Raw genomic sequence first — 19764 nt, forward strand, 5'->3', positions numbered from 1 at the left:
TTCTCAGAACGGTTCGATGACGGACACCGCACTCGGTGTTCCCAGATGCCGGAGGAAGGCGAGTATCCCGGCGCTCCCGCGGGCCCAGGAGATGGCACTCGCCGTCGGTCCGTCGCCTCGGGCGGGGGTGTCGCAGACCCCGCGGATGACGAGTTGGGTGGCCGCCGACCACGCGGCGTCGGTGAACCGGGCATCGCCGGTGGCATCGGCCAGGTGGACGAGGAAATCGCCGACCCCGGCGATACCGCAGCAGGCGCTGGGATAGGACAGGTACGGAATCCAGTCCGCGCACACCTCGCCCGCGGCGCGGGCGAGGTCGAGGGCTCGCGGATCTTCGCGCGCCGCCGCGAGCCGTAACAGTGTGAGACCGATGCCCGCCAGTCCCCGGCACCACGAAACACATAGCGGAACCGCGGTGGCCTCGCCGGAACGTGTTATGAGAGAGCGGGTTTCGCGGTAGAACGCGTCGATCCGCACCGCGAGCCGACGCCGATCGACGAGTCCCAGATCGCTCATCCGCAGCAGGGCCGTGATGACGCCCGCCTGCCCATGGGCGAGCCCGGTGGCCGCGTCGAGTCCAGCGTTGGGCGCAACGTCGCGCACCGCGAAGTGCGAGACGGCGTCGGCATGCTCCAGCAGCAGATTCGCACAGCGCCGGGCGATTTCGAGATGGCGATCGCGTTCGTTGGGCGGGGTCGAATTCGATTCGGCGAGTAGGCAATGTCCGAGGCCCACCCCGGCGGCCCCGGCGATCACATCGTCGCCGTAGGGCTCCCATTCGCTACCGGGCATCACCGAATCCATTGGCAGAGTCGGAATATCCATCCCGTCATCGCACAGGCGACGGAGCAGGATCTCGATGCCGGTGGATCCGACGAACAGCCCGGGCCGCAGGCCGGTACGTTCCACGCTCTCAGCCGCCGATATCGCGAGCCGTCGTACCAGCCGCGCGACGCCGGGCCGATCCAGGTGGTGGCGAAGTTCCAGGGCGACGCCCGCCGCGCCGTGATAGATATTCGCATCGGCCCAGTCCTCGGGTTGTGCGAGTAGCTCGTCGGTGCGGGCCACCAGATCGTTCAGCACGGTGTCGGTGAGTCGAGCCAGGCCGGACCGGTCGCATTCGGTGATCGCCGGTGTCGCGACGAGATCGGTGAATCGCTCCGGCCTTCCGGAGCCCAAGGCACGCAGCGCCGCGCGTGCGCGCTCGGCATCGGGATGCAACAGTCCGGCGACGCACCGGATCGATGGGACCGGGTTATCGCCGTAGATCCGCGCGATCGTCCGCAGCGCACAGTGGCGGGCCGCGTCGGGATCCGCACCGTCGACCAGCGGGTCGGCACCGGTCGCCGCGAACAACAGCGTCAGCCCGAGCGCGTACAGATCGTCGCCGAATGTCGGTGGCACACCCCGCAATTGCGCATGGGTGGCATAGCCGGGAGTGCCGCCGCAGAGGCGGACGCCGTCATGGTTGCACAGCCCGAAATCGATGACGACCGGTTCGTCGTCGCGGCCGATGACGACGTTCTTCGGTGACAGGTCGCCGACCACGAAACCGCGGGCATGGATTTCGCCGAGGATACGGGCGAGCCGGGTGGCCAGCCGATCGAGGGTTCGACCCGACGCCGGATGCGCCGTCGCGGACAGCGGCCGGAAACGGCCATTTCGCGGAATGTCCTGGGCCAGATTGAAATCGCCGTCGAAACTCGTGACGAGATATTCGTCGGCATCGTGGCGGAAATGGTCGATGAACCTCGGCACTCCGCTGATGTCGGCGAGGCGTTCGAGCACATAGCGCTCGTTGCGCAGCCGGACTCTCGCGTCGTACCCCGCCTCCGATTCGGCGACGTAGGCGCGAGCCTGTTTGACGATCACCTCCGCGCCGGTGCGAATATCCGTTGCCCGGTAGACATTTCCGTGTCCGGTCCGGTGCAGGCCATCGGTCGGGCGGTAGCGGCCGCCGAGCAGGGTGCCAGGCTTCGCGGTGCCGTCCGGATCCGCCCCGGTGAAGGGGTCCACCGTCCACGGCGGCTGGCGGTAACCCAATTCGGCTCGCCCACTGAAACTTTCACCGTTCGGGCCGTGCATCTGCGAGATGAGCTGCCCGTCCGATTCGGCGACGAGGCGCCGACGGAAGGGGCCGTAGCGATAGTAGACCGGCGCATCCGCGCCGACCCGCCGGTCGGAGAGGATGCGCGGGGCGTGCTCGCCGCGCAGCAGCTCGGCCAATTCCGTTCCCAGCTCCCGGATCTCGTCCGCGGCCGGGTACACCGTCCACGCCTTGCCGACCGCCGCCGACGCGTTCCTGCCGTCGTTCAGTGTGCGCAGCACCTGCGGTGATCGCGCCATCTTGAACGGACACCCGGCGCTGAGCAACACCGGAACCACCCGATGCGCGATACGCTCGAATTCCCCGGCGCGGGCCGAAATATGCAGTTTCCAACCGTGTTCGGGCAATTCGATCTCGGGAACGTCCACATACAGCCACACCGCCGACCGCCGCACGCGGCGACCGTATTCGATCGCCGCGCGCGAAACGATCCGCTCGATTTCGGACGCATCGGCGTTCACCACAGGTGTTCCACCGTCCGCCGGATCGTCGAGCATCACGCGTCCTTCACCCCTATCCCGGGTACGTGACCAAGCAGTTGACGCTGTCGGTGCATCCCCACGTCGCCGGGCAGGCGGCGATCTCGTGCAACGACCCCGGATCACCGAATGGGACATCCGGCTCACCGACGTCGGAACCGGCGTCGCGGGGAATGAGTTCCATAAGTGTTTTCATGATCAACCTCGCTGACGCCGCGATGCCATTCGGCCGAACGTTATCGCGCGATCGGAATGGGTATGCACCAACGGCGTCGATTCGTTGGCATACAGGATGCGGGTCAGGTTATATCCGACCGGAAATCCGCTCAAGACAATGTATTCGACTGGTTGACAAACCGAATATGCGAATCGATACGAACAGTCGAGCGACATCGGCGGCCCAGTGGGCACTGATGGTCAAAGCCCAGGTCATCACCGGTTTTGCGATGAACAACCGATGCCACCGTCCATTGTTCGCATCATGTCGTTCGATACGAAACCACCGATACCGAACAACCGAAATATGATAGCTTGCGGGCCGCATCGCAATGCATCCGGAATCGGTATCGAAATTCCCCAGAACACTCACCGCATTGCCCCCAGTTCAAGCCACCCGTAACACTTCTTCCCGTCGGCTCGAACAACCGACCAAGCGACAGGAAGAATAATGAAGAAAAGAAATATCGCGATCGCCGGTTCCATTCTCACGGCGTTCTGCCTGCCTTTCTCCGGCGCCATGCACGCTTCGGCGGCCGATCTCCCCGTCAACAATGATTATGTGGTCGGTACGACGGATAAACTGCCAGCGGATATCCAGCAGAAGATCGGCGCCACCAGTAGTCCGGCCGACACCTGCGGTATCGGAAGTCCGATGAACGCACAGGCCGATGGCGGCGGCGGTTGGTACGTGGGTTGGCGGAACTGCTGGGGACAGGCCAAGCTGAAGAACGGTGCCAATGCGGCGATCGCCCCGGAGTGGTTCAACGGCGGCGGGGATCACTGGGTCAATATGCGGGCGATCCAGGACGGGTCGAGCATGTGCATGGTGGTCCCGAACGACGGCAACGTCTACTGGTGGCACATCAGCGCGGCCAGTCTGCCCGGTGAGAACACCAACTTCGACAACGTGAGCTACTGCCTCGCCTACTGATCGAAGGTTCGGGATGCGGCGGCGCGGCCGACATCCCGAAGCGGTCACCGGACTCGGCTGTTCCGTAGTCCGGTGACCGGCAATCGGATTCGCGTCAGTGCAGTTCGCCGGTGCCGACGGACGGTTCAACGCACGGGTTGCTCACCCAGACCGACCGCCTGCCGCCCCACCGCACCTCGAACCAGCCGTCCCGCACGATCGGCGGCCGCCACGCGTCGCGGCCGTCCGCGCCCGGGCCCCACCTTCGGTGGGCGGTATGCACACATCCACCCGAGGGCCGCGCACAGCGGTACGAGCGCGACGCCGCACGCCAGTGCGTACCACAGGGAAAGCCCGGTGCCGGTGTCGCCCAGAATCGCTCGGGCTGTCCACGGCGCGAGCGCCAGCCCGACGAACGATCCCACCGCACTGGTCATCCCGGATTGCCAAGCCGAAATCGCCTGGCAGGTCCGTGAACTCGCTTCGATCGCGCGGAGATCCACGGCCCCATCGCGCAATTCGGTGCTCGATAGTCCGATGCCGGTGAGCACGATCAGGAGATATAGCCCGGCCAGAACGGGTGCGGCCGTCTCGGCGAGCGTGACTATCCGCTCGGGCACCGCGTCGCCGCGCTCCACGTCGAGCCAACCCGAGCTGAGCAGTTCGGGTTCGTGTTGGGTGAGTATCGAGGCGGCCTGTTTCTCGGCCCGCGAGTCGGGGCTGTGCGGTGAGCGGAACAGAAACAGGTAGTCACCGGTCGTCGTGTCGAGGCCGTTCGACCGGGCCACGCTCGCCGACACCAACGCCATCGGCGAACCGGCGTATTGTTCGTCGGCAATTGCCAAGCCGGGCAACGGAATCCGAATGTCCTCGGCGCGCCTCCCGTCCGGTTTCGGGGGCGGTGTCGCGGTGAGCACGGCGTTTCCGGCCGAGTCGAGCAGTGCGGGATGCAGTACCAGTACCGTGCCGCCGTCGAATGCCGCGGCCTCGGCGGGGGTGAGTTCACGGCCGATGATGACGGCCGCGGCCCGCCTGTCGACGGCCGCGACGGTGGGGACGCCCTTGAAATCCCGATGGGCGACGCAATCTTGGAAACGGCTCGCGGATCCGCGGAATCGGTCCGCGCACACATCCGCCGGATCCCGCAACCGGACGACGGCGGGTCGGCCCGAATCGCTGTCCGGCTTGGTCACCCGCCGAAATTCCGCGACACCGGTGGCGCCGAGCCGTTCGGCCGCGCGACGCACGGCCGCGTCGGGTACCGCTTGATGATCGGTGAACAGGGCGGAGCCGACCGGTCCCTTCGGCAGGTGGGCGCCGGTGGTCAGGTAGAAGATCGAAGTCGTTGCGCACGTGGCGATTCCGGCGACGGCAACGATGAGCGCCGCCTGCCGGACGGGCACGGCGGCGGCAGCACGCACGGCGAGTCGCAGTGCGAGTGGCCCCCGGCGCATATCGGTTCCCCAGCGGCGCAGCAGCCAGACCATCAGCAGCCCGCAGGCGAGGACGATGGCGCCCGCGCCCGCCGCCGCCATGGTCGGCTGTCCGCTCGCCGCGCCACGGCCGAGAGCGATGCAACCGAGTACGCCCGCGAGCACCGCCGCGACAGCGGGTCCGGAACGTGAGCCGTTCGCGGGCCGCCCGGTCAATCCGCCGCAGAGCGTCACGGCCAGCACGGACAGCCCGGCGATCGCCGCCAATCGGCCTGCGGGCACGCATAAGCGGCCGTACTGTCCCCATCGCAGTACGACCGCCAGCCCGATCCCGGTGACCAACCCGAACAGCACCGGGATCGACCCCGCCACGAATCCGATCGCGAAAGCCGTTGCGAGATCCTGCTTTCGGTCCACCAGCCGCCGATACGAGTGGCGCCGCCGCCGCGCCATCGACGCGAATATCGCCGCGAGCACGGCCAAGACCTCGGCGAAACCGGCGATGAACAGCCAGAGCGCGACGGACCCGGCACCGCCGCGCGGCACCGCCGAGGCCGCACCGCGCGAGGCAGCCACCGCGCCGCCGAGCCGCTCCTTGGCCACGGTTACACCGGCGGCCGGTGTAACCAACCAGGCGACTCGGACCTCGGCTTCTCGCGCGTGCGCGACGAGATCCGTTGCGGCGCCGCTCGAAACCGGCAGCACGGCGAATGCCTGCGTCGCGTCCAATTGATCGAGGCCGATACCGACCACGCGCATCGGCCGTCCCAGCAAGGGCAGCACCACTTGCTCGCCGATCGATACGCGCAACGTCGCCGCGGCCGCTTCGGACACCATGATCTCGTCGGACGCATGCGGAGTCATACCGGACCGGGTCACGAACATCCGCTGTGTCAGGACGCTTTCGGTATCCATCACATGGATCGGCATCGGCAGCTCACCGCGCTCGGCGCGCACGGCGACCCGCCCGTCGACGAGCGCGGCGGCCTGCGCACCCGGGCCGAACGCGCGGCCGATCACGCGCCTCGATTCGGACAGCCGATCCTCGGCCGACCCGTCGGCGGGCAGCGTCACCGGCACCCGATATTCGGCCGTGCCGAATTCCCGGTCCGCTCTGTCGGCGACGCTGATCGTCGAACTCGCGTCCATCGTCAGTACCGCGCTGATCGTCGCGATCGGCACCGCCACCAGCACCGAAATCAAGATCGCCGAAAATTTCCGTCTCAGCAATTCCCGGATGGCCGCCCGAAATGCCATCGCGTAGCTAAATCGCATATCCGCCACCGCTCGAGGAAGTGGGGCGGGCCCGATCCCGCCCCACCGTAGTTCCGGACCGTCGATCAGGCGACGTCGTGATTCACGTGCACGTCCTGTGCGTCGTGCCCGAAGCCGCAGTCATCGGTCCACAGATCCTGCCCGGACGTATCCCGGATCTTCCAGCTGTATGCCTCGCCCGCCGGGAAACCGCAATCCGCGCCGAGATACACGTAGTAGTTCGGCGGCGCCCAGCACCCCCGACCGCGGCCCTTCCGCCCATCCACCCACGTCTGGTTGCAATCGCCGTGATCATCCTTCGGATCGGCCTGCAACTTGACGGTCGAGGTGTCCTGCGCGGTAGCGCCGCTGGTCATTGCCGGGAAAAACATGAGCGCCGCCGTCGCGGCCGGTACCGCCGCCGCGGCAATTATGGTTCGAAACATGGAAATTTCCTTTCCTTGATTTTCCGGAAGAAATTGTCCGGAAAATATCGATAGTCGAAACGATCGATTTCTTGATATTCCCCCGCCGGGAGGCGAGCGTTCGCGCCAGCGACTGTGCGCCATTGTTTCCCCCGTCCGGTATGCCAGACCGCCGATGCGTTTCGACCCCTCGTCGCAATCGGTGATCACCCCGTCGCCGCGACGTCGCGGCGTGTACTCGTCCATGTCTAGCCCGCACGGAGTTGTTCGACACCGCTCGCTCGATACCGAACGACAACCGCCGAACAACGTCCACCCGTGTCGAACACGAAAAACCGTCCAGTTTTGTTATCGTTTCGCCCGAATCACATTCATGGAGCAGGTCGGTACCTCACTATTTCGGAGGATCGGGCATGGCGGAGATTGTGATCGGACGGCGCACGCTGCTGTCGACGGCGCTGGCGGCCGGCGCCATCGCCGCGACGACGACGGCCTGCCAGACGCCGATGGCCAGGCCGGATTCGGACCGCGCACTCGACCGCAGCCGGGCCCTGGCCCAGGAGATGCTGCGAGTCGACGACAACGGCAACGACCTGACGTTGACGAGCCTGCGCACGCTCATCGACACCGGGCTGCCGAAAACCGCCGCACCCAAACGCGTTATCGTCGTCGGCGCGGGCCCGGCCGGGTTGACGGCGGCGACGCTGCTCGCCGACGCCGGACACCGGGTGACCGTGCTGGAGGCCAACGGCAGCCGCACCGGCGGCCGGGTGAAGACCTTCCGCGGCATCTTCACCGATCCCGCGCTCTACGCCGAAGCCGGCGCGATGCGGCTACCGAGTTCGCATCCGCTGGTGCTCGCATTGGCGGATAAGCTCGGCGTGCGCCGCCGCCAGTTCCACAATGTCGATGTGCTCCCGGACGCGCCGACGGTCCAGGCCACGCCGGTCGTGTATCGATCGTTCTCCGGCGAGCAATGGTCGAACGGTCCGGCCGCCGACTGCGACCTGCCGCCCGGCGCGAACCGTACCTTGATCATGGTCAATGGATCCGCCGTCCGCCGCGCCGATTACGCCGCGAATCCGGGCCGGGTGCACTCGGGATTCGGCGTCACCCTCGCCAGTCCCAGCCGCATCGCCCTCGACCAGGCCATGAGTAGGACGGCGGTACCCGACGACCTGCCCATCGAGCGCCGAATCGACGGCTGGACAAAGGTTTTCAACACCTACGAGGACTACTCGACGCACCGATACCTGACCGAGCAGGGCTGGTCGCCCCGGCAGGTCGAAGCGGTCGGCACGCTGGAGAACCTGACCTCCCGGCTGCACTACGGCGTCATTTCCGCCCTGGTCGACCACGCGCTGATCCGTCCCGACGCCACGTTCTGGGAGTTGGCGGGCGGCACCGCCGGCCTCACCGACGCGCTCACCCGTAACCTCGGCCCGGCCGTACTGCTCGGCAAGCGGATGACCCGCATCGAACACACCGAGCAGGGTGTCCGGGTCTGGACCACCGCGGAGTCCGGCAACGAGCGCTCCGACGGCGCACCGATCGATCCCGTCGAATCCTTCGACGCCGATTACGCGATTGTGGCGATCCCGCTCACCTCGGCCCGGTTCTGCACCTTCGATCCGCCGCTGTCCTACGCCAAACGCCGCGCCATCGTCGAACTGCATCACGACGCCGCCACCAAGGTGCTGCTGGAGTTCAAAACCCGCTTCTGGGAACAGGGACCCAACGGATTCCGCGGCGGCGGCTGCGTATCCGACTCCCCCAACCGGTTCATGTACTTCCCCTCGCATGTCGAAGGCTCCGACGGCGGCGTGGTACTGGCGGCCTACACCTGGTCCGACGACGCGATGCGCTGGGATTCGCTCACCGAGGGCGAACGAATCCACTACGGGCTGGCCGGAATGCGGGAAATGTTCGGCCCGGTCGTCGACGCGGAGTTCACCGGAATCGGCATCTCGCAGAGCTGGCAGCGCGCCCGTTACGCGCTCGGCGAGGCCTGCATCCCGACACCGGGTCAACTGCACGAACACCACGGCGCGACCAGAACGGTCGAGGGCAGACTGCATTTCGCCGGTGATCACACCAGCCTCAAACCCGCTTGGATCGAGGGCGCGCTGGAAAGCGGCGTCCGGACCGCACTCGAAATCCATTGGCGCTGAAGACCGCTCCGGCCCCCACCCGGCGCCGGACGCGTAAACAGGTACGGCCGCTGTGGCTTTGGCTCGCATCGGCCGCGATATCGTTGTGCTTCACCGCCATCACGGTGCACACCTGGATCGACGCCGCCGATCACAGCACACCGATAACCTCCCGGGGCGTCACCGTCCCGAATGCGGCCGCCGCGAATCGCGTGATAGCGAAGCGCTTCGCCGCCCGCCGGCCCGTATATCTCATCCCCACCGGCGTCCTGCTGCACTCGATCGAATTCGTCAATTCCAACAACGTCAAGGTCACCGGGCACATCTGGCAGCGGATCCCGCCCAGCCTGCCCGACGAGGTCGCGCGCGGCGTCATGCTGCCCGAGGCCGACGACACCCATCCGCTCAAACCGGCCTTCGACTTCACCGAGGGCGCGGACCACATCATCGGCTGGTCCTTCACCGCGACGCTGCGCCAGCAATTCGACTACCGCGACTATCCCCTCGACCACCAGGACGTCTGGCTGCGCATGCGTCCCGACGATCTCGCGCATCCGGTGCAATTGATCCCCGACTTCAAGGCATATCCGCCGTGGAACCCGACCGCCATGCACGGCCTGGACCCCGGACTCCTGTTCGGCGAATGGCAGCCCCACTACACGACCTTCAGCCTCGAACACCTCGAATACGGACTGAGCGACCAGCTCGCCATGCAGGCCGACGAACTCTATTTCAATGTCGGCGTCTCCCGCGGACTGCTCGGGCCCACCATCGGCCGGATCGTCCCGGTCGTGCTGCTGGCGATCCTGATGTTCCTGTCGCTGTTCGTCATCACCACCGACCCCGATCGCCGCCTCGTCTCCGGATTCACCGCCTTCGCCATCATCGGTTTCGCCGTCACCACCGTGCTCGTCGTCGCCGTCAACGACAACGGCGCCAGGACCGAAACCGGTTCCGCCGGAATCGCTTACATCGAATTCTGGTACTTCACCCTCTATCTGATGACGCTGCTCGTCGCGGTCAACGCCACCCTGCTCGTCGCGGGGGGACTGCGCGGGTTGATCGCCTGGCGGGAGAACCTGCTGCCCAAACTCCTGTTCTGGCCGCTGTTCACCGGCGTCATGCTCGCCGCCACCATCGGCTGCCTCGGCATCTAGGGCTAGCCTGGCCGGGTGGGAGAGTTCGATACCGCATGGGATTTCGCGAGTCCGGCCGATATCGCGCCGGGCGGTGGCGCCGCGATGATCGGATATCGCGACAGCCGTGGCGGCGGAATGGATATGCGGGTGGGCGGGATTCCGGCGGTCACCATGCTGATCGGATTCGGGGACGAGGATCTGGTGGTCGAGAATGCCGTGGGTCGGCAGGCGCTCACCGGGTTCGTGACCGGATATTCCAGCGGCGGTATGCGGATCAGCAGTGCGCGGGCCGAATGCGTCGAGGTGCGGTTGTCGCCGCCGCGGGCCCATTCGCTGCTCGGCATCAACCCCGCCGAATTGGGTTGTGAGGTAGTCGAATTGGCAGATCTGTGGGGAGATCGGGCGGTGCGGCTGCGGGAGCGGCTCGGCGAAACCACGCTGTGGGAGGAGCGTTTCGCGCTGACGCGGGCGTTCCTGGCCGAATGCGCCGAGTCCGCGCGGCTACCGGATCCGGAGGTGGTCGCCAGCTGGCGGCGCATCCTCGTCAGCCACGGCCGGGTCCGGGTCGGGGAACTCGCCGAATCCTGCGGATGGAGCCGAAAACGCCTGTGGGCCAGGTTCGAATCCCAGCTGGGCCTCACCCCGAAGCGCGCCGCCATGCTGGTCCGATTCCGGCACGCGGTCGACGGCCTGCTGACCGGTCTGCCCGCCGCCGAGGTCGCCGCGGCCTGCGGCTACACCGATCAGCCGCATCTGTGCCGCGATATGTCGAGCTTCGCGAACCTCACACCGGGTGCGCTGGCGGCCCAGCCTCGTACCGAGGTCATGCGGTACCGAAACCGCGCGTGGGGAACATTTTTCCAATACCGGGGGCGACCCGTCGATCGATAGTTGTGCGCACGGTTCGGTGCACCTGGCCCCGAACCCATCGATGACGAGAGGACCCGTGTCGTGAACAACCCGCTCGATCCCGCCGGGCTGAAAGCCGCGCTGGAGAACGTCCACCGTGCGGGAATGCCCGGAATATTCGCCGAAGTGCGCGCGGGCGATCAGATCTGGCGCGACGCCGCCGGTGTCGCCGATATCGCCACCGGCCGCCCGGTCACCGCCGATATGCGCCACCGCGTCGGCAGCATCACCAAAACCTTCACCGCCGCAGCGGTTTTGCGGCAGGTCGACAGCGGGGAGATCGGGCTCGATACGCCGATCGGCCACTACCTGCCTCGGCTCGTTCCCGGCGAACGCGGCGCGGCGATCACGGTGCGGATGTTGATCAACCACACCAGCGGCCTCCCCGACTACCTCCAATATGCCTACCCGTCCTTCAAAGGGTTTCCCGCAGCTGCCGATACGCGACCCGACAGCATGGAAGCCAACCGGTTCACCAGATTTCAGCGGACCGACCTGATCGAAATGGGAGTCGCCGCGCCGGCCGCCGGTACGCCCGGCGCTACACCCGGGGTGTATTCCAACACGAATTACCTTCTCCTGTGCGAACTCCTGGAGCGAGTAACCGGTACAACGGCGGAAAAATACATCACCCAGGACGTCATCGAGCGCGCGGGACTCCCGGATACCGAACTTCCGGACGGACCATACGTGAACGGCCCGCACTCACTGCTGTACGAGTCGTGGTTCGGCATGATCGAACCCCCGTCCGATTTCAGCGTTTTCGACATGTCCTTCGTCGGCCCCTCGGCTTCACTGATCTCGACCGTCGCCGACCTCAACCGCTTCTTCGCCCTGCTGCTCGGCGGCGAAATAATCAGCAGGTCGTCCTTGGCGCAGATGCAGCGCACCGTGCCGGTCATCTCCTTCGAACAGAAATTGATCGAATACGGCCTCGGCCTACACAGGGTCGAGGTACCCGGCCACGGCACCTTCTGGGGACATGACGGCTCGGTCTGGGGCGGCGGCGCGATCTCCATGACCCGCGCCGACGGCCACCGGCAAATGTCCGTCGCGGTGAACTTGCAGCGCTGGAACCGCCTCGGCCCCAACGGAATACCCCAACCACACCCCATCGACGAACCGCTTGCGGCGCTACGCCTGCTGGCGATGTGCGGGTAGGGATGCCCGGCTCGACCGGCACGTTCTAAATGTGCCGTCAGGACGGGACCGCGCTCAGGAAGACATCGTCGGCGGATAGGCCTTCGAGCGTCCACCACCGCACGCGCGCCTGGCCGGGCGCGTCCGCGACGCCACCGATACCGAGACGGCGATGTATCAGCAGACGCCCGGTCTCGAGGACGATCTCGGTGTACAGATCGGTGTCGGTGACCGCGGCCGCGTCGAAACCGGCTGCGGGAGAACCGAGTTCGAGAACACGCACCTGCACCGATGGGTCGGCCTTATTGCTGACATTCTGATCCTGTGGCACGGCGACGGCGGCGAGCAGGCGAACGGCCTGTTCTAGGAATACCGGATCGCGGGTGGCGTCGTACAACCATCGGGTGCCCAACACGCCGTGTTCGGAGGTGCCGATCAGCGCGAAGTCGGCGCCCTCCAGCGGCTCGCCACGATAGGTCATGGGAACGTGGTATGTGGCCGGTTCGGCGGCGGAGCTGTCGATGAGGACCAGGAATTCGATCCCGACCGCGCCTGCCGGATCATCGACGCGAAAGCCGCCCGCCTTGGCAAGGACCGGCGTCCGCTCGCCGACGTACCAGGGACGGGTCGGCAGCCACCGGGTCAGCAATTCGAGCTTGGTGGGCCGCATGGTGGTGTCGTGCACGATCGCCATCCGGCAATCATGCCAGGCCCCTGGATCGAGATCTCAGGGCTCGCGCAGGCGCCACAGGGCCGAGACCGGGCCGTGGCCTGCGCCGAGCGGGTAGGACGCGCTCAGGGAGCGGGTGGTCCATTCCTTCGCCAAGGCGACGGCCGAGGGGATGTCGTGGCCGTGGGCGATGGCGCAGGCGGTCGCGGTGGCGAGGGTGTCGCCCGCGCCGTGATCGTGCACGGTGGCGATGCGGGGCGCGGACAGCTCGTGGAATTTTTCGCCGTCGTAGAGCAGGTCGGTGCTGAAGGCGGAGGTGCGCAGGTGGCCGCCCTTCACGATCGTCCAGCGCTGCCCCAGCGTGTGCAGGGATTCGGCGGCCCGGCGCGCGGTGCGGTCGTCGACGACCTCGATTCCGGTGAGCAGGCGCACCTCGTCCAGATTCGGGGTCACCACGGTGGCGAGCGGAATCAGCGTGTGCCGCAAGGCATCCAGCGCGGAGGCGTGCAGCAGCGGGTCGCCGTGGATGGAGGCCGCGACCGGATCGACCACCAGCGGGATCGTCCCGTCCCCGCCGATACCGACCGCACCGCACACCTCGGCGACCGCTTCGATGATGCCCGCGGAGGCCAGCATTCCGGTCTTCGCGGCGCCGATCCCGATGTCCTGCACGACAACTCGCACCTGATCGGCGACCGTCTGCGGTGGGATCTCGTGGAAATCGCTGACGCGCAACGAATTCTGCACGGTCACTGCGGCCACCGCCACGCAGGCGTGCACGCCGAGCAGCGCCATGGTGCGGGAATCGGCCTGGATGCCCGCACTGCCGCCGGAATCGGTTCCGCCGATGGTCAGTACCCGGGCCGGGGTCCGGCCATCCGGCGGCAACGGCAAAAGTCTCACGGGACAACAGTTTCCGGTATGCCGCACCGGCACGGTCAAGCGCCCCGCACGCCGCCGAGCATTTCCCCCGGGGATGCTCAGCTCATGAGCTTCTCGAGCTGCGCCAATGCCGTTTCGAACTCGGCGCCCACCGCGGATTCGATGGCGTCGATGGGCACCTGTTCTAGGACCGGCCCGTCGAGCGCCAACTCGAATGTCACTGCGCACCGGCTCTCGTCGACCGGATCGACCCGGGTGACGAACACCATCGACAGACCGTGCTGGCCGACCGCGGCCAGCCGGATCGCCTGCGGCGGCGTCCAGTCGGTGACCGTCCATTCGATGGTGTGGGTCGAACCGAACACCGTCACCTGTTCGAGGATGCCGCGACCGCGCGTCACGGGGGCGGCCGGCTCCCGCAGCCACCGGTCGTGCCAGGGCACCCACTCCGTATTCCGGGCCGGATCGGAGACCACCGCCCAGACCTCGTCCCGGGACGCCGGTATTTCACCGCCGGTCCTGCTGATCGATTTCATCCGACGACATCCGTTTTCGCTAGACACCATTCGCAGAACGCATTTTTACACGCCGTGCCGGTCATGTCACCCAGTGCAGAACCTGCGAACTCGCTGTGTGCGCAACAATGGTTCCGCGGCGCCCCGCCGATATTCGCTTTATGGATTCGGTCTTCATCGACCCGGGCCGGAATTCACCCCGGCGTACGGCTGCAATAGTTGTCGGAATGGATCTAGGCCGGATCGAAGGCGATCTCGATGCCGATCGTCGCCGGCCGATTGCCGGTCACGATATCGCGGAACAGCTTCTTGGACGGCCGGAAATACGACGGCCACGGCCAGCGCACCGCCAGCCAACCCCACATCCCGTACTTGTGCGCCAACATCTTTCGCACTCGATCGGTACCCGCCTCGTCGAGCAGTTCGGCGCGGCCGCGCCGCGGCGCACCGTGGGTGGCACCGCGAAATGTACAGGGCTGCACGGTCACCGCCGGATCGCGCCGGATGCGCCGGACCTTGAACGAATCCGTCTCGGTCCACAGATATAGCCGACCCGAATCCTCGACCGCCCACAACGGCGACCCCACCGCGGTACCATCCCGCCGGTACGTCGTCAACAACACATAGTGCGATCGCGAAATCTCCTCGGACACAGCAGCAACGCTACCGCCCGCGCCCGATGATCCCGGCCGACGTGCGGGATCCGCAAGCATCGGGTCACGCCGGCCATGCCAGCGACCGGCTAACGATTCGCCAGCTCGCGCAGCGCCCGCTCCGATGCCGAACCGGGTTCGGCGGCGAACAGTTCGAGGCCGCAGCAGGCCGGTGCGTCGGGTAGGGAGATGAGCTCGCGTCGCAGGGTCAGCTCGCCGACGATCGGGTGGCGCAGCAGGTAGGCCCGCGATCTGACCTGTGCGACAGGATGATTCGGCCACATCCGGTCGAAATCCGCGCTCAGCTCCCGCATTTCGTCGACGTGCGCCGCGAGTCCAGGATTCCCGCGATAGCGCCCGAGCAGCACGTGCAGATGCGCGACGTGCTCGTATGCCACACGCGGCCAATCGGTTCCGTACAGTTCGCGCGCGGACGGCCGGGTGAACAGCAGATGCGAGAGGGTGCGGCGGCCGTGCGGCATGGCGGCGAAGTCACCGAATACCGCCACGGCCAGCGGATTCCAGCCGATGATGTCGGTGTGTCTGCCGATCACCAGCGCCGGCGTCCTCGGAAACGCCGCCAGCAAGTGACGCAGTCCGGTAGGCATATCCGGCTCGAACGTGTCCTCTGCGCACGGCCGCGGTCGCCGGGCCAGTTGGTGCAGGTACGACCGCTCGTCCCGGTCGAGGTCGAGCGCCGCGCCGACGGCGTCGAGCACCTCGTCCGAAATACCTTCTCCCCTACCCTGTTCCAGACGCGTGTAGTGGGCGATGCTGACTCCGGCCAGCCGGGCCAATTCCTCCCTGCGCAGGCCCGCGACCCGGCGCGTCCGCCCGTAATCGCGCAGTCCGACATCCGCCGGGCGCAGGCGAGCCCGGCGTGATTTCAGGAATTCGCTCAGCTCCGCCCGCTCATCCACACGACAACCCTACTCACGCCGTGAGTACCCACGACACGGATCTGGCCTGGCCGTGGATGTGCGTTCAGGCTGACAGTCGCTGAACCGGAATACGAACGGAGATATGCGGTGTCACCGACACTCGGACTGATCGGCAGCGGAATGATCGGCGCAGCGGTAGCCCGCCTCGCGGTAACCGCCGACCTCGACGTCATCCTGAGCAACTCGCGCACACCGGAAACACTCGCCGATCTCGTCGCCGAACTCGGTGGGCGAGCCACCGCGGCAACGCCTTCCGAGGCGGCCGAGGCGGATCTGGTGGTGGTCGCGATTCCATTGCATGCCTACGACCGGCTCCCGGTCGCGGCCTTGGCCGGGAAGACGGTGCTGGACACGACGAACTACTATCCCGAAAGGGACTGGCATATGCCCGAATTGGATTCCGCCGAGCTCACTTCCAGCGCGCTGCTCCAGCGGCGCCTCGCGAAATCCCGAGTGGTCAAGGCGTTCAACACGATTACCCCGCACCAGTTGAGCGCACTCGCCCGCTCCGCCGACGCGCCGGATCGCAGCGCCCTGCCGATCGCCGGGGACGACGCGCAGGCCAAAGCGGCGGCGACCCAGCTCTTGGACCTCCTCGGCTACGACGCGGTGGATACCGGAACACTCGCCGACAGTTGGCGCATCGAACCGAATACCTCGGCCTACATTCGCCCCTACCTCGGCGACATGCCCGCCATGGATGTCGGCGAATTTCTCCGCTGGACCCGGCGAATCGACGGAATCCCCGTTCCCGCAACACAACTGCGAAAGCTCGTGGACACCGCGACCCGCCTGGCGGCGGGCGAGGCCCGGCTCCCGAGCGCCGAGAACGGATAGCCCCCGCGGCAAGCTCAAGCGAATGTAAAGTTCGCCTCGTCGCGCACTGCTCATCATCTATCGGTGCCACGATGAGCACGAGGCGAATCCGTTGTGCCTCACCCGAGTTAGTCAGGAAGTAGACATGGGTGACTACGACAACCTGTGGAAGAACGTGGCACAGGCCGGGCGCGACGGAACGGTGAAGGTGAGCAAGGATGTGGCCAACGAGGCCGCGAACTTCGCCGCCGACGCGGCCTACTGGGTATCGGTCGCCAAAGATTTCACCTATCTCTTGAAAGACCATCAGGGCTTCAGCGACAACGGATTTCTGCAATCGGCGCTGACCCTCGCGGACCGCTTCAATATCGAGGGCGGGCGCCTGAGCGACATTCTCGACAAGCATATGAAGCTGCTGCAGGACATGGTCGACGCGTTCTACACCGCGGGCAATCTGTACGACAGCAGCGACCACGACTCGGCGGCGAATTTCGACAGGCTGCAGCACGAGGCCACCGCGCGGGCGTACGACACCGGCGGCTCGATCCCGTTGGACGGCGCGGTGAAGCCGCCGCAATTCAACAATCAGAAGCTGGATGGCCTGCCATCCTACGACGACAAGAATCTGATTTCCGATCTCGCCATTCAGAGCCAGGGCAAATACCGGATCGACAAGCTGGCGGCCATCAGTTCGAGCAAGGATGGCCACTACATCGACCCGATCCGGGTCGAGGACCCGTACAACAAGGATACGGAGTGGTTCTATAACGCGGGCCTCGGCATGAACCCGCAGAAGATCGCGGACAAGAGCACCGTCTGGTCGTGGGTCGGCGACAACATCAGTTCGGCCTTCGGCAATCTCACCGACCGCCTCGCGCGGATGGAGGTGAACAAGGAGTGGACCGGCGACGGGATCCAGGGCGCGATCAACGCCGCCAAGATCTACAACGCGCAGGCCAACGCGCTCGCCGACGATGTGACGGCCATCGGGCACGGTCTGTGGCTGTGTTCCGGATGGTTGGACAACACCAAGGCATGGATGCCGGGGAACTGGGATCCGGCGTGGCGCGGCACCGACATGGACCAGTCACAGACGTCCCAATTCGCCTTCACCAATTGGTATCAGCCCGGAATCAACCAGTCGGGCACGGCGATTCCGAAGCTGCCGGATCCGACGGTGGCGCCCGCGGATCTCACCACGGCCGGTCCAGGGCCCGGACCCGGGCCGTTCGCCGGACCAGGACCCGGCCCGGGTCCCGGCACCGTGCATTTGGGTCCCGGACCCGGAATAGACCCAACCGCAATGCATCTGGGACCAGGACCCGGAATCAACCCTGCCGCACTGCATTCGGGGCCGGGACCCGGAATCGACCCGACCGCATTGCACACCGGTCCGGGTGGACCGGGAAGGCTCCCCAACGGCTTGCCCGCGGGTCCCGGTTCACTGCCACCGATCCGGTACAACGGTCCGACCAACATCGGGCCGGATCCCACCGCACATGCCGGTCCGGGCGGACACCTGCCCGTGCTGCCGATGGGTCCGGGACCGGGCCTGAATCCCAGTGCGCCGCATACGGGTCCGGGGCCGGGTATCGATCCGGCCGCGCTACGCACCTACAACGGACCGTCCAACCCCAAGTTGCTCGACGCGCCGGGCGGGCGGAGCGCCCGCGACCTGCAAGCCATGCAGGACGCCGAAAACAAAGCGCAGCAACAGGAATTCGCCCGCGAACAGGCCTGGGCGGCGCAGCAGGCCGCCGCACAGCAGGCCGCCGACAAACAGGCCCAGGCCCGCGCGGACGACCAACGCGCACAGCAGCAGGCGGCCGATCTGCAACGCCAGTCCAACCAATCGGCGCAGCAGGGCATGCAAGGCATGGACCAGGCCATGCAGCAAGCGACCCAGGGCCTGTCCGCCGCGCAGCAGGCGCTTGCGAACGGCCTCCAGGATCAGGCGAAAAACCTTGCGGCGGGCCTACCTTCGGCCAATGCCGCGGACCTGAAGAACCTCGCGTCCGGACCGGGAATCAAAGCGGGACCGGGCCCCGGATCCGCCGCGCCGCTGTCGCGCGAGGCATTGCTGGCGTCGAAACTGTTTCCGCGCGCGTCGATTACACCGGGTTCGGTGGTCGGCCGGGCCGGATTGCCCGCCGTCAGCGGGCCGGTGGGTGCTCCCGGCGCCGCGGGCGCGCCCGGCAGCGCCGCCAAGAGCGCGGGCCAGGAGAAGGAACACAAGCGGGCCTACTATCTCGAATCGACCGAATATCTGGCCGAGGCATTCGGCGAAGCCCCCATCGTCACCAAAGACGTTATCCAGGACGAGGATTGAGTTCTTTGCGGACCGCGTGGAAATTCTCCGATATGGAATTCTTCGTGCTATGGGAGGATCAGCGCGCCGGATTCCTGCCCAGGCCGTTGACCTTCGCCAGCCGCACCGAATGGTTCGACGAACTCCTCGAGGACAAGGCCAAGGCTCGCGACGCGCTGTATGCCCGCGACGACCCGGAGATAAAGTCCGTACTCGCCGCGCTGCAGCGACCGGAACTGCGGATCGAACTGAACGCCTGGGACGATCGCGACCGGGTGCGGGCCGGAGCGCGCATCCGGCTCTACGGCGTCCGGCTCGACTACCGGTGCTATCTGGTCACCCAGCTGCCGGGCGAAACCTACCGGCACAGCAGCGGTTTCGTGATCAGCGAGGGTGATGCGCACGAGTTGGCCGCCGCGGTGGTCGCCGCGCTGCCCGACTGTCCGGCGGGACGCGATGCCGAGGTGGTGCTGTCCACCATGGACACCGCCGGGGAGATCGACTACCGGTTCGGCCGCTCACAGGTGCGCGCATCCTTCGACGACACAGTTCGGGAACGCTCGAAACGATTTCTGAGCACCCCGGCCGAGCGGCTCGGAACCATCGAAATCATCCAGACCCATTCGCTTTTCGGTCCGCGCGGGATGACAAGGCACCGGCTGGAGCTGCGCGATCTGGAGGGCGACGGCCGCTACCTCGTCGAGGGGGAACATCCGCCGATCGCCGTCGCAGCGGACCGCAAGCGGATGGTCGCCATGATCGACAGCAGGATCGAGGAGGTGATGGCGGTCATCGACGACGAGCGACGATGACC

Annotated in this window: 16 protein-coding genes; 8 read left to right on the forward strand and 8 right to left on the reverse strand. The window is 66.6% G+C overall.

Annotated features, from left to right (window positions below; translation table 11 throughout):
• Positions 1-3 precede the first annotated feature (3 nt).
• Positions 4-2604, reverse strand: a complete 2601-nt coding sequence (locus F5544_RS23630) for a lanthionine synthetase LanC family protein (protein ID WP_167475219.1) — start codon at positions 2602-2604, stop codon at positions 4-6.
• Between the two features lie 649 nt (positions 2605-3253).
• On the opposite strand from F5544_RS23630, the gene F5544_RS23635 reads away from it, so the two are divergent.
• Positions 3254-3736, forward strand: a complete 483-nt coding sequence (locus F5544_RS23635; protein WP_167475220.1) for a hypothetical protein — start codon at positions 3254-3256, stop codon at positions 3734-3736.
• Positions 3737-3861: 125 nt separating this feature from the next.
• On the opposite strand, the gene F5544_RS23640 is transcribed toward F5544_RS23635, so the two are convergent.
• Both F5544_RS23640 and F5544_RS23645 read right to left on the reverse strand, forming a co-directional pair.
• Positions 3862-6423 carry a hypothetical protein gene (locus tag F5544_RS23640; RefSeq protein ID WP_167475221.1) on the reverse strand — a complete coding sequence of 854 codons (2562 nt, stop codon included), beginning with the start codon at positions 6421-6423 and terminating at the stop codon, positions 3862-3864.
• 65 nt (positions 6424-6488) lie between these two features.
• Complete coding sequence (locus F5544_RS23645; RefSeq protein WP_167475222.1) at positions 6489-7073, reverse strand: hypothetical protein; 585 nt, start codon at positions 7071-7073, stop codon at positions 6489-6491.
• Positions 7074-7240: 167 nt separating this feature from the next.
• Here F5544_RS23645 and F5544_RS23650 point away from each other — a divergent pair, with 167 nt between their 5' ends.
• The 4 genes from F5544_RS23650 to F5544_RS23665 are packed head-to-tail and all read left to right on the forward strand — an operon-like array spanning position 7241 to position 12186.
• Positions 7241-8998, forward strand: coding sequence for a flavin monoamine oxidase family protein (locus F5544_RS23650; RefSeq protein ID WP_167475223.1), 1758 nt, complete (start codon positions 7241-7243; stop codon positions 8996-8998).
• Positions 8989-10134 (forward strand): hypothetical protein, encoded by a 1146-nt coding sequence (locus F5544_RS23655; protein WP_167475224.1) that lies wholly within the window; start codon positions 8989-8991, stop codon positions 10132-10134. Before F5544_RS23650 ends, F5544_RS23655 begins: the two co-directional genes overlap by 10 nt.
• Positions 10135-10149: 15 nt before the next feature.
• On the forward strand, positions 10150-11007 hold the full coding sequence (locus F5544_RS23660) for a helix-turn-helix domain-containing protein (RefSeq protein ID WP_238846606.1): 858 nt from the start codon (positions 10150-10152) through the stop codon (positions 11005-11007).
• A gap of 60 nt (positions 11008-11067) precedes the next feature.
• Positions 11068-12186 (forward strand): serine hydrolase domain-containing protein, encoded by a 1119-nt coding sequence (locus tag F5544_RS23665; RefSeq protein ID WP_238846607.1) that lies wholly within the window; start codon positions 11068-11070, stop codon positions 12184-12186.
• Between the two features lie 37 nt (positions 12187-12223).
• Here the strand turns inward: F5544_RS23665 and F5544_RS23670 are convergent, their stop codons facing one another.
• The 5 genes from F5544_RS23670 to F5544_RS23690 form a co-directional block, all read right to left on the reverse strand.
• Entirely contained in the window at positions 12224-12859 is a 636-nt protein-coding gene (locus F5544_RS23670; protein WP_167475225.1) for a maltokinase N-terminal cap-like domain-containing protein, read from the reverse strand.
• A 33-nt stretch (positions 12860-12892) separates the two neighbouring features.
• Positions 12893-13738, reverse strand: a complete 846-nt coding sequence (thiD, locus tag F5544_RS23675; protein WP_167475226.1) for a bifunctional hydroxymethylpyrimidine kinase/phosphomethylpyrimidine kinase — start codon at positions 13736-13738, stop codon at positions 12893-12895.
• 77 nt (positions 13739-13815) lie between these two features.
• The gene (locus F5544_RS23680) at positions 13816-14253 is read right to left on the reverse strand and encodes an SRPBCC family protein (RefSeq protein WP_167475227.1); all 438 of its coding nucleotides are present in this window, start codon (positions 14251-14253) and stop codon (positions 13816-13818) included.
• A gap of 212 nt (positions 14254-14465) precedes the next feature.
• Positions 14466-14945, reverse strand: coding sequence for a PPOX class F420-dependent oxidoreductase (locus F5544_RS23685; protein ID WP_167475228.1), 480 nt, complete (start codon positions 14943-14945; stop codon positions 14466-14468).
• 29 nt (positions 14946-14974) lie between these two features.
• Positions 14975-15805, reverse strand: a complete 831-nt coding sequence (locus tag F5544_RS23690) for a helix-turn-helix domain-containing protein (protein WP_167475229.1) — start codon at positions 15803-15805, stop codon at positions 14975-14977.
• A gap of 108 nt (positions 15806-15913) precedes the next feature.
• Between F5544_RS23690 and F5544_RS23695 the strand changes: the two genes are divergently transcribed.
• The 3 genes from F5544_RS23695 to F5544_RS23705 all read left to right on the forward strand — a co-directional run bounded on the left by F5544_RS23695 (position 15914) and on the right by F5544_RS23705 (position 19762).
• Positions 15914-16663, forward strand: a complete 750-nt coding sequence (locus F5544_RS23695) for an NADPH-dependent F420 reductase (protein ID WP_167475230.1) — start codon at positions 15914-15916, stop codon at positions 16661-16663.
• A gap of 124 nt (positions 16664-16787) precedes the next feature.
• Positions 16788-18971 (forward strand): hypothetical protein, encoded by a 2184-nt coding sequence (locus tag F5544_RS23700; protein WP_167475231.1) that lies wholly within the window; start codon positions 16788-16790, stop codon positions 18969-18971.
• The gene (locus F5544_RS23705; RefSeq protein WP_167475232.1) at positions 18968-19762 is read left to right on the forward strand and encodes an ESX secretion-associated protein EspG; all 795 of its coding nucleotides are present in this window, start codon (positions 18968-18970) and stop codon (positions 19760-19762) included. Before F5544_RS23700 ends, F5544_RS23705 begins: the two co-directional genes overlap by 4 nt.
• Positions 19763-19764 lie beyond the last annotated feature (2 nt).

Source organism: Nocardia arthritidis (genome assembly GCF_011801145.1).
Lineage (GTDB): Bacteria > Actinomycetota > Actinomycetes > Mycobacteriales > Mycobacteriaceae > Nocardia > Nocardia arthritidis_A.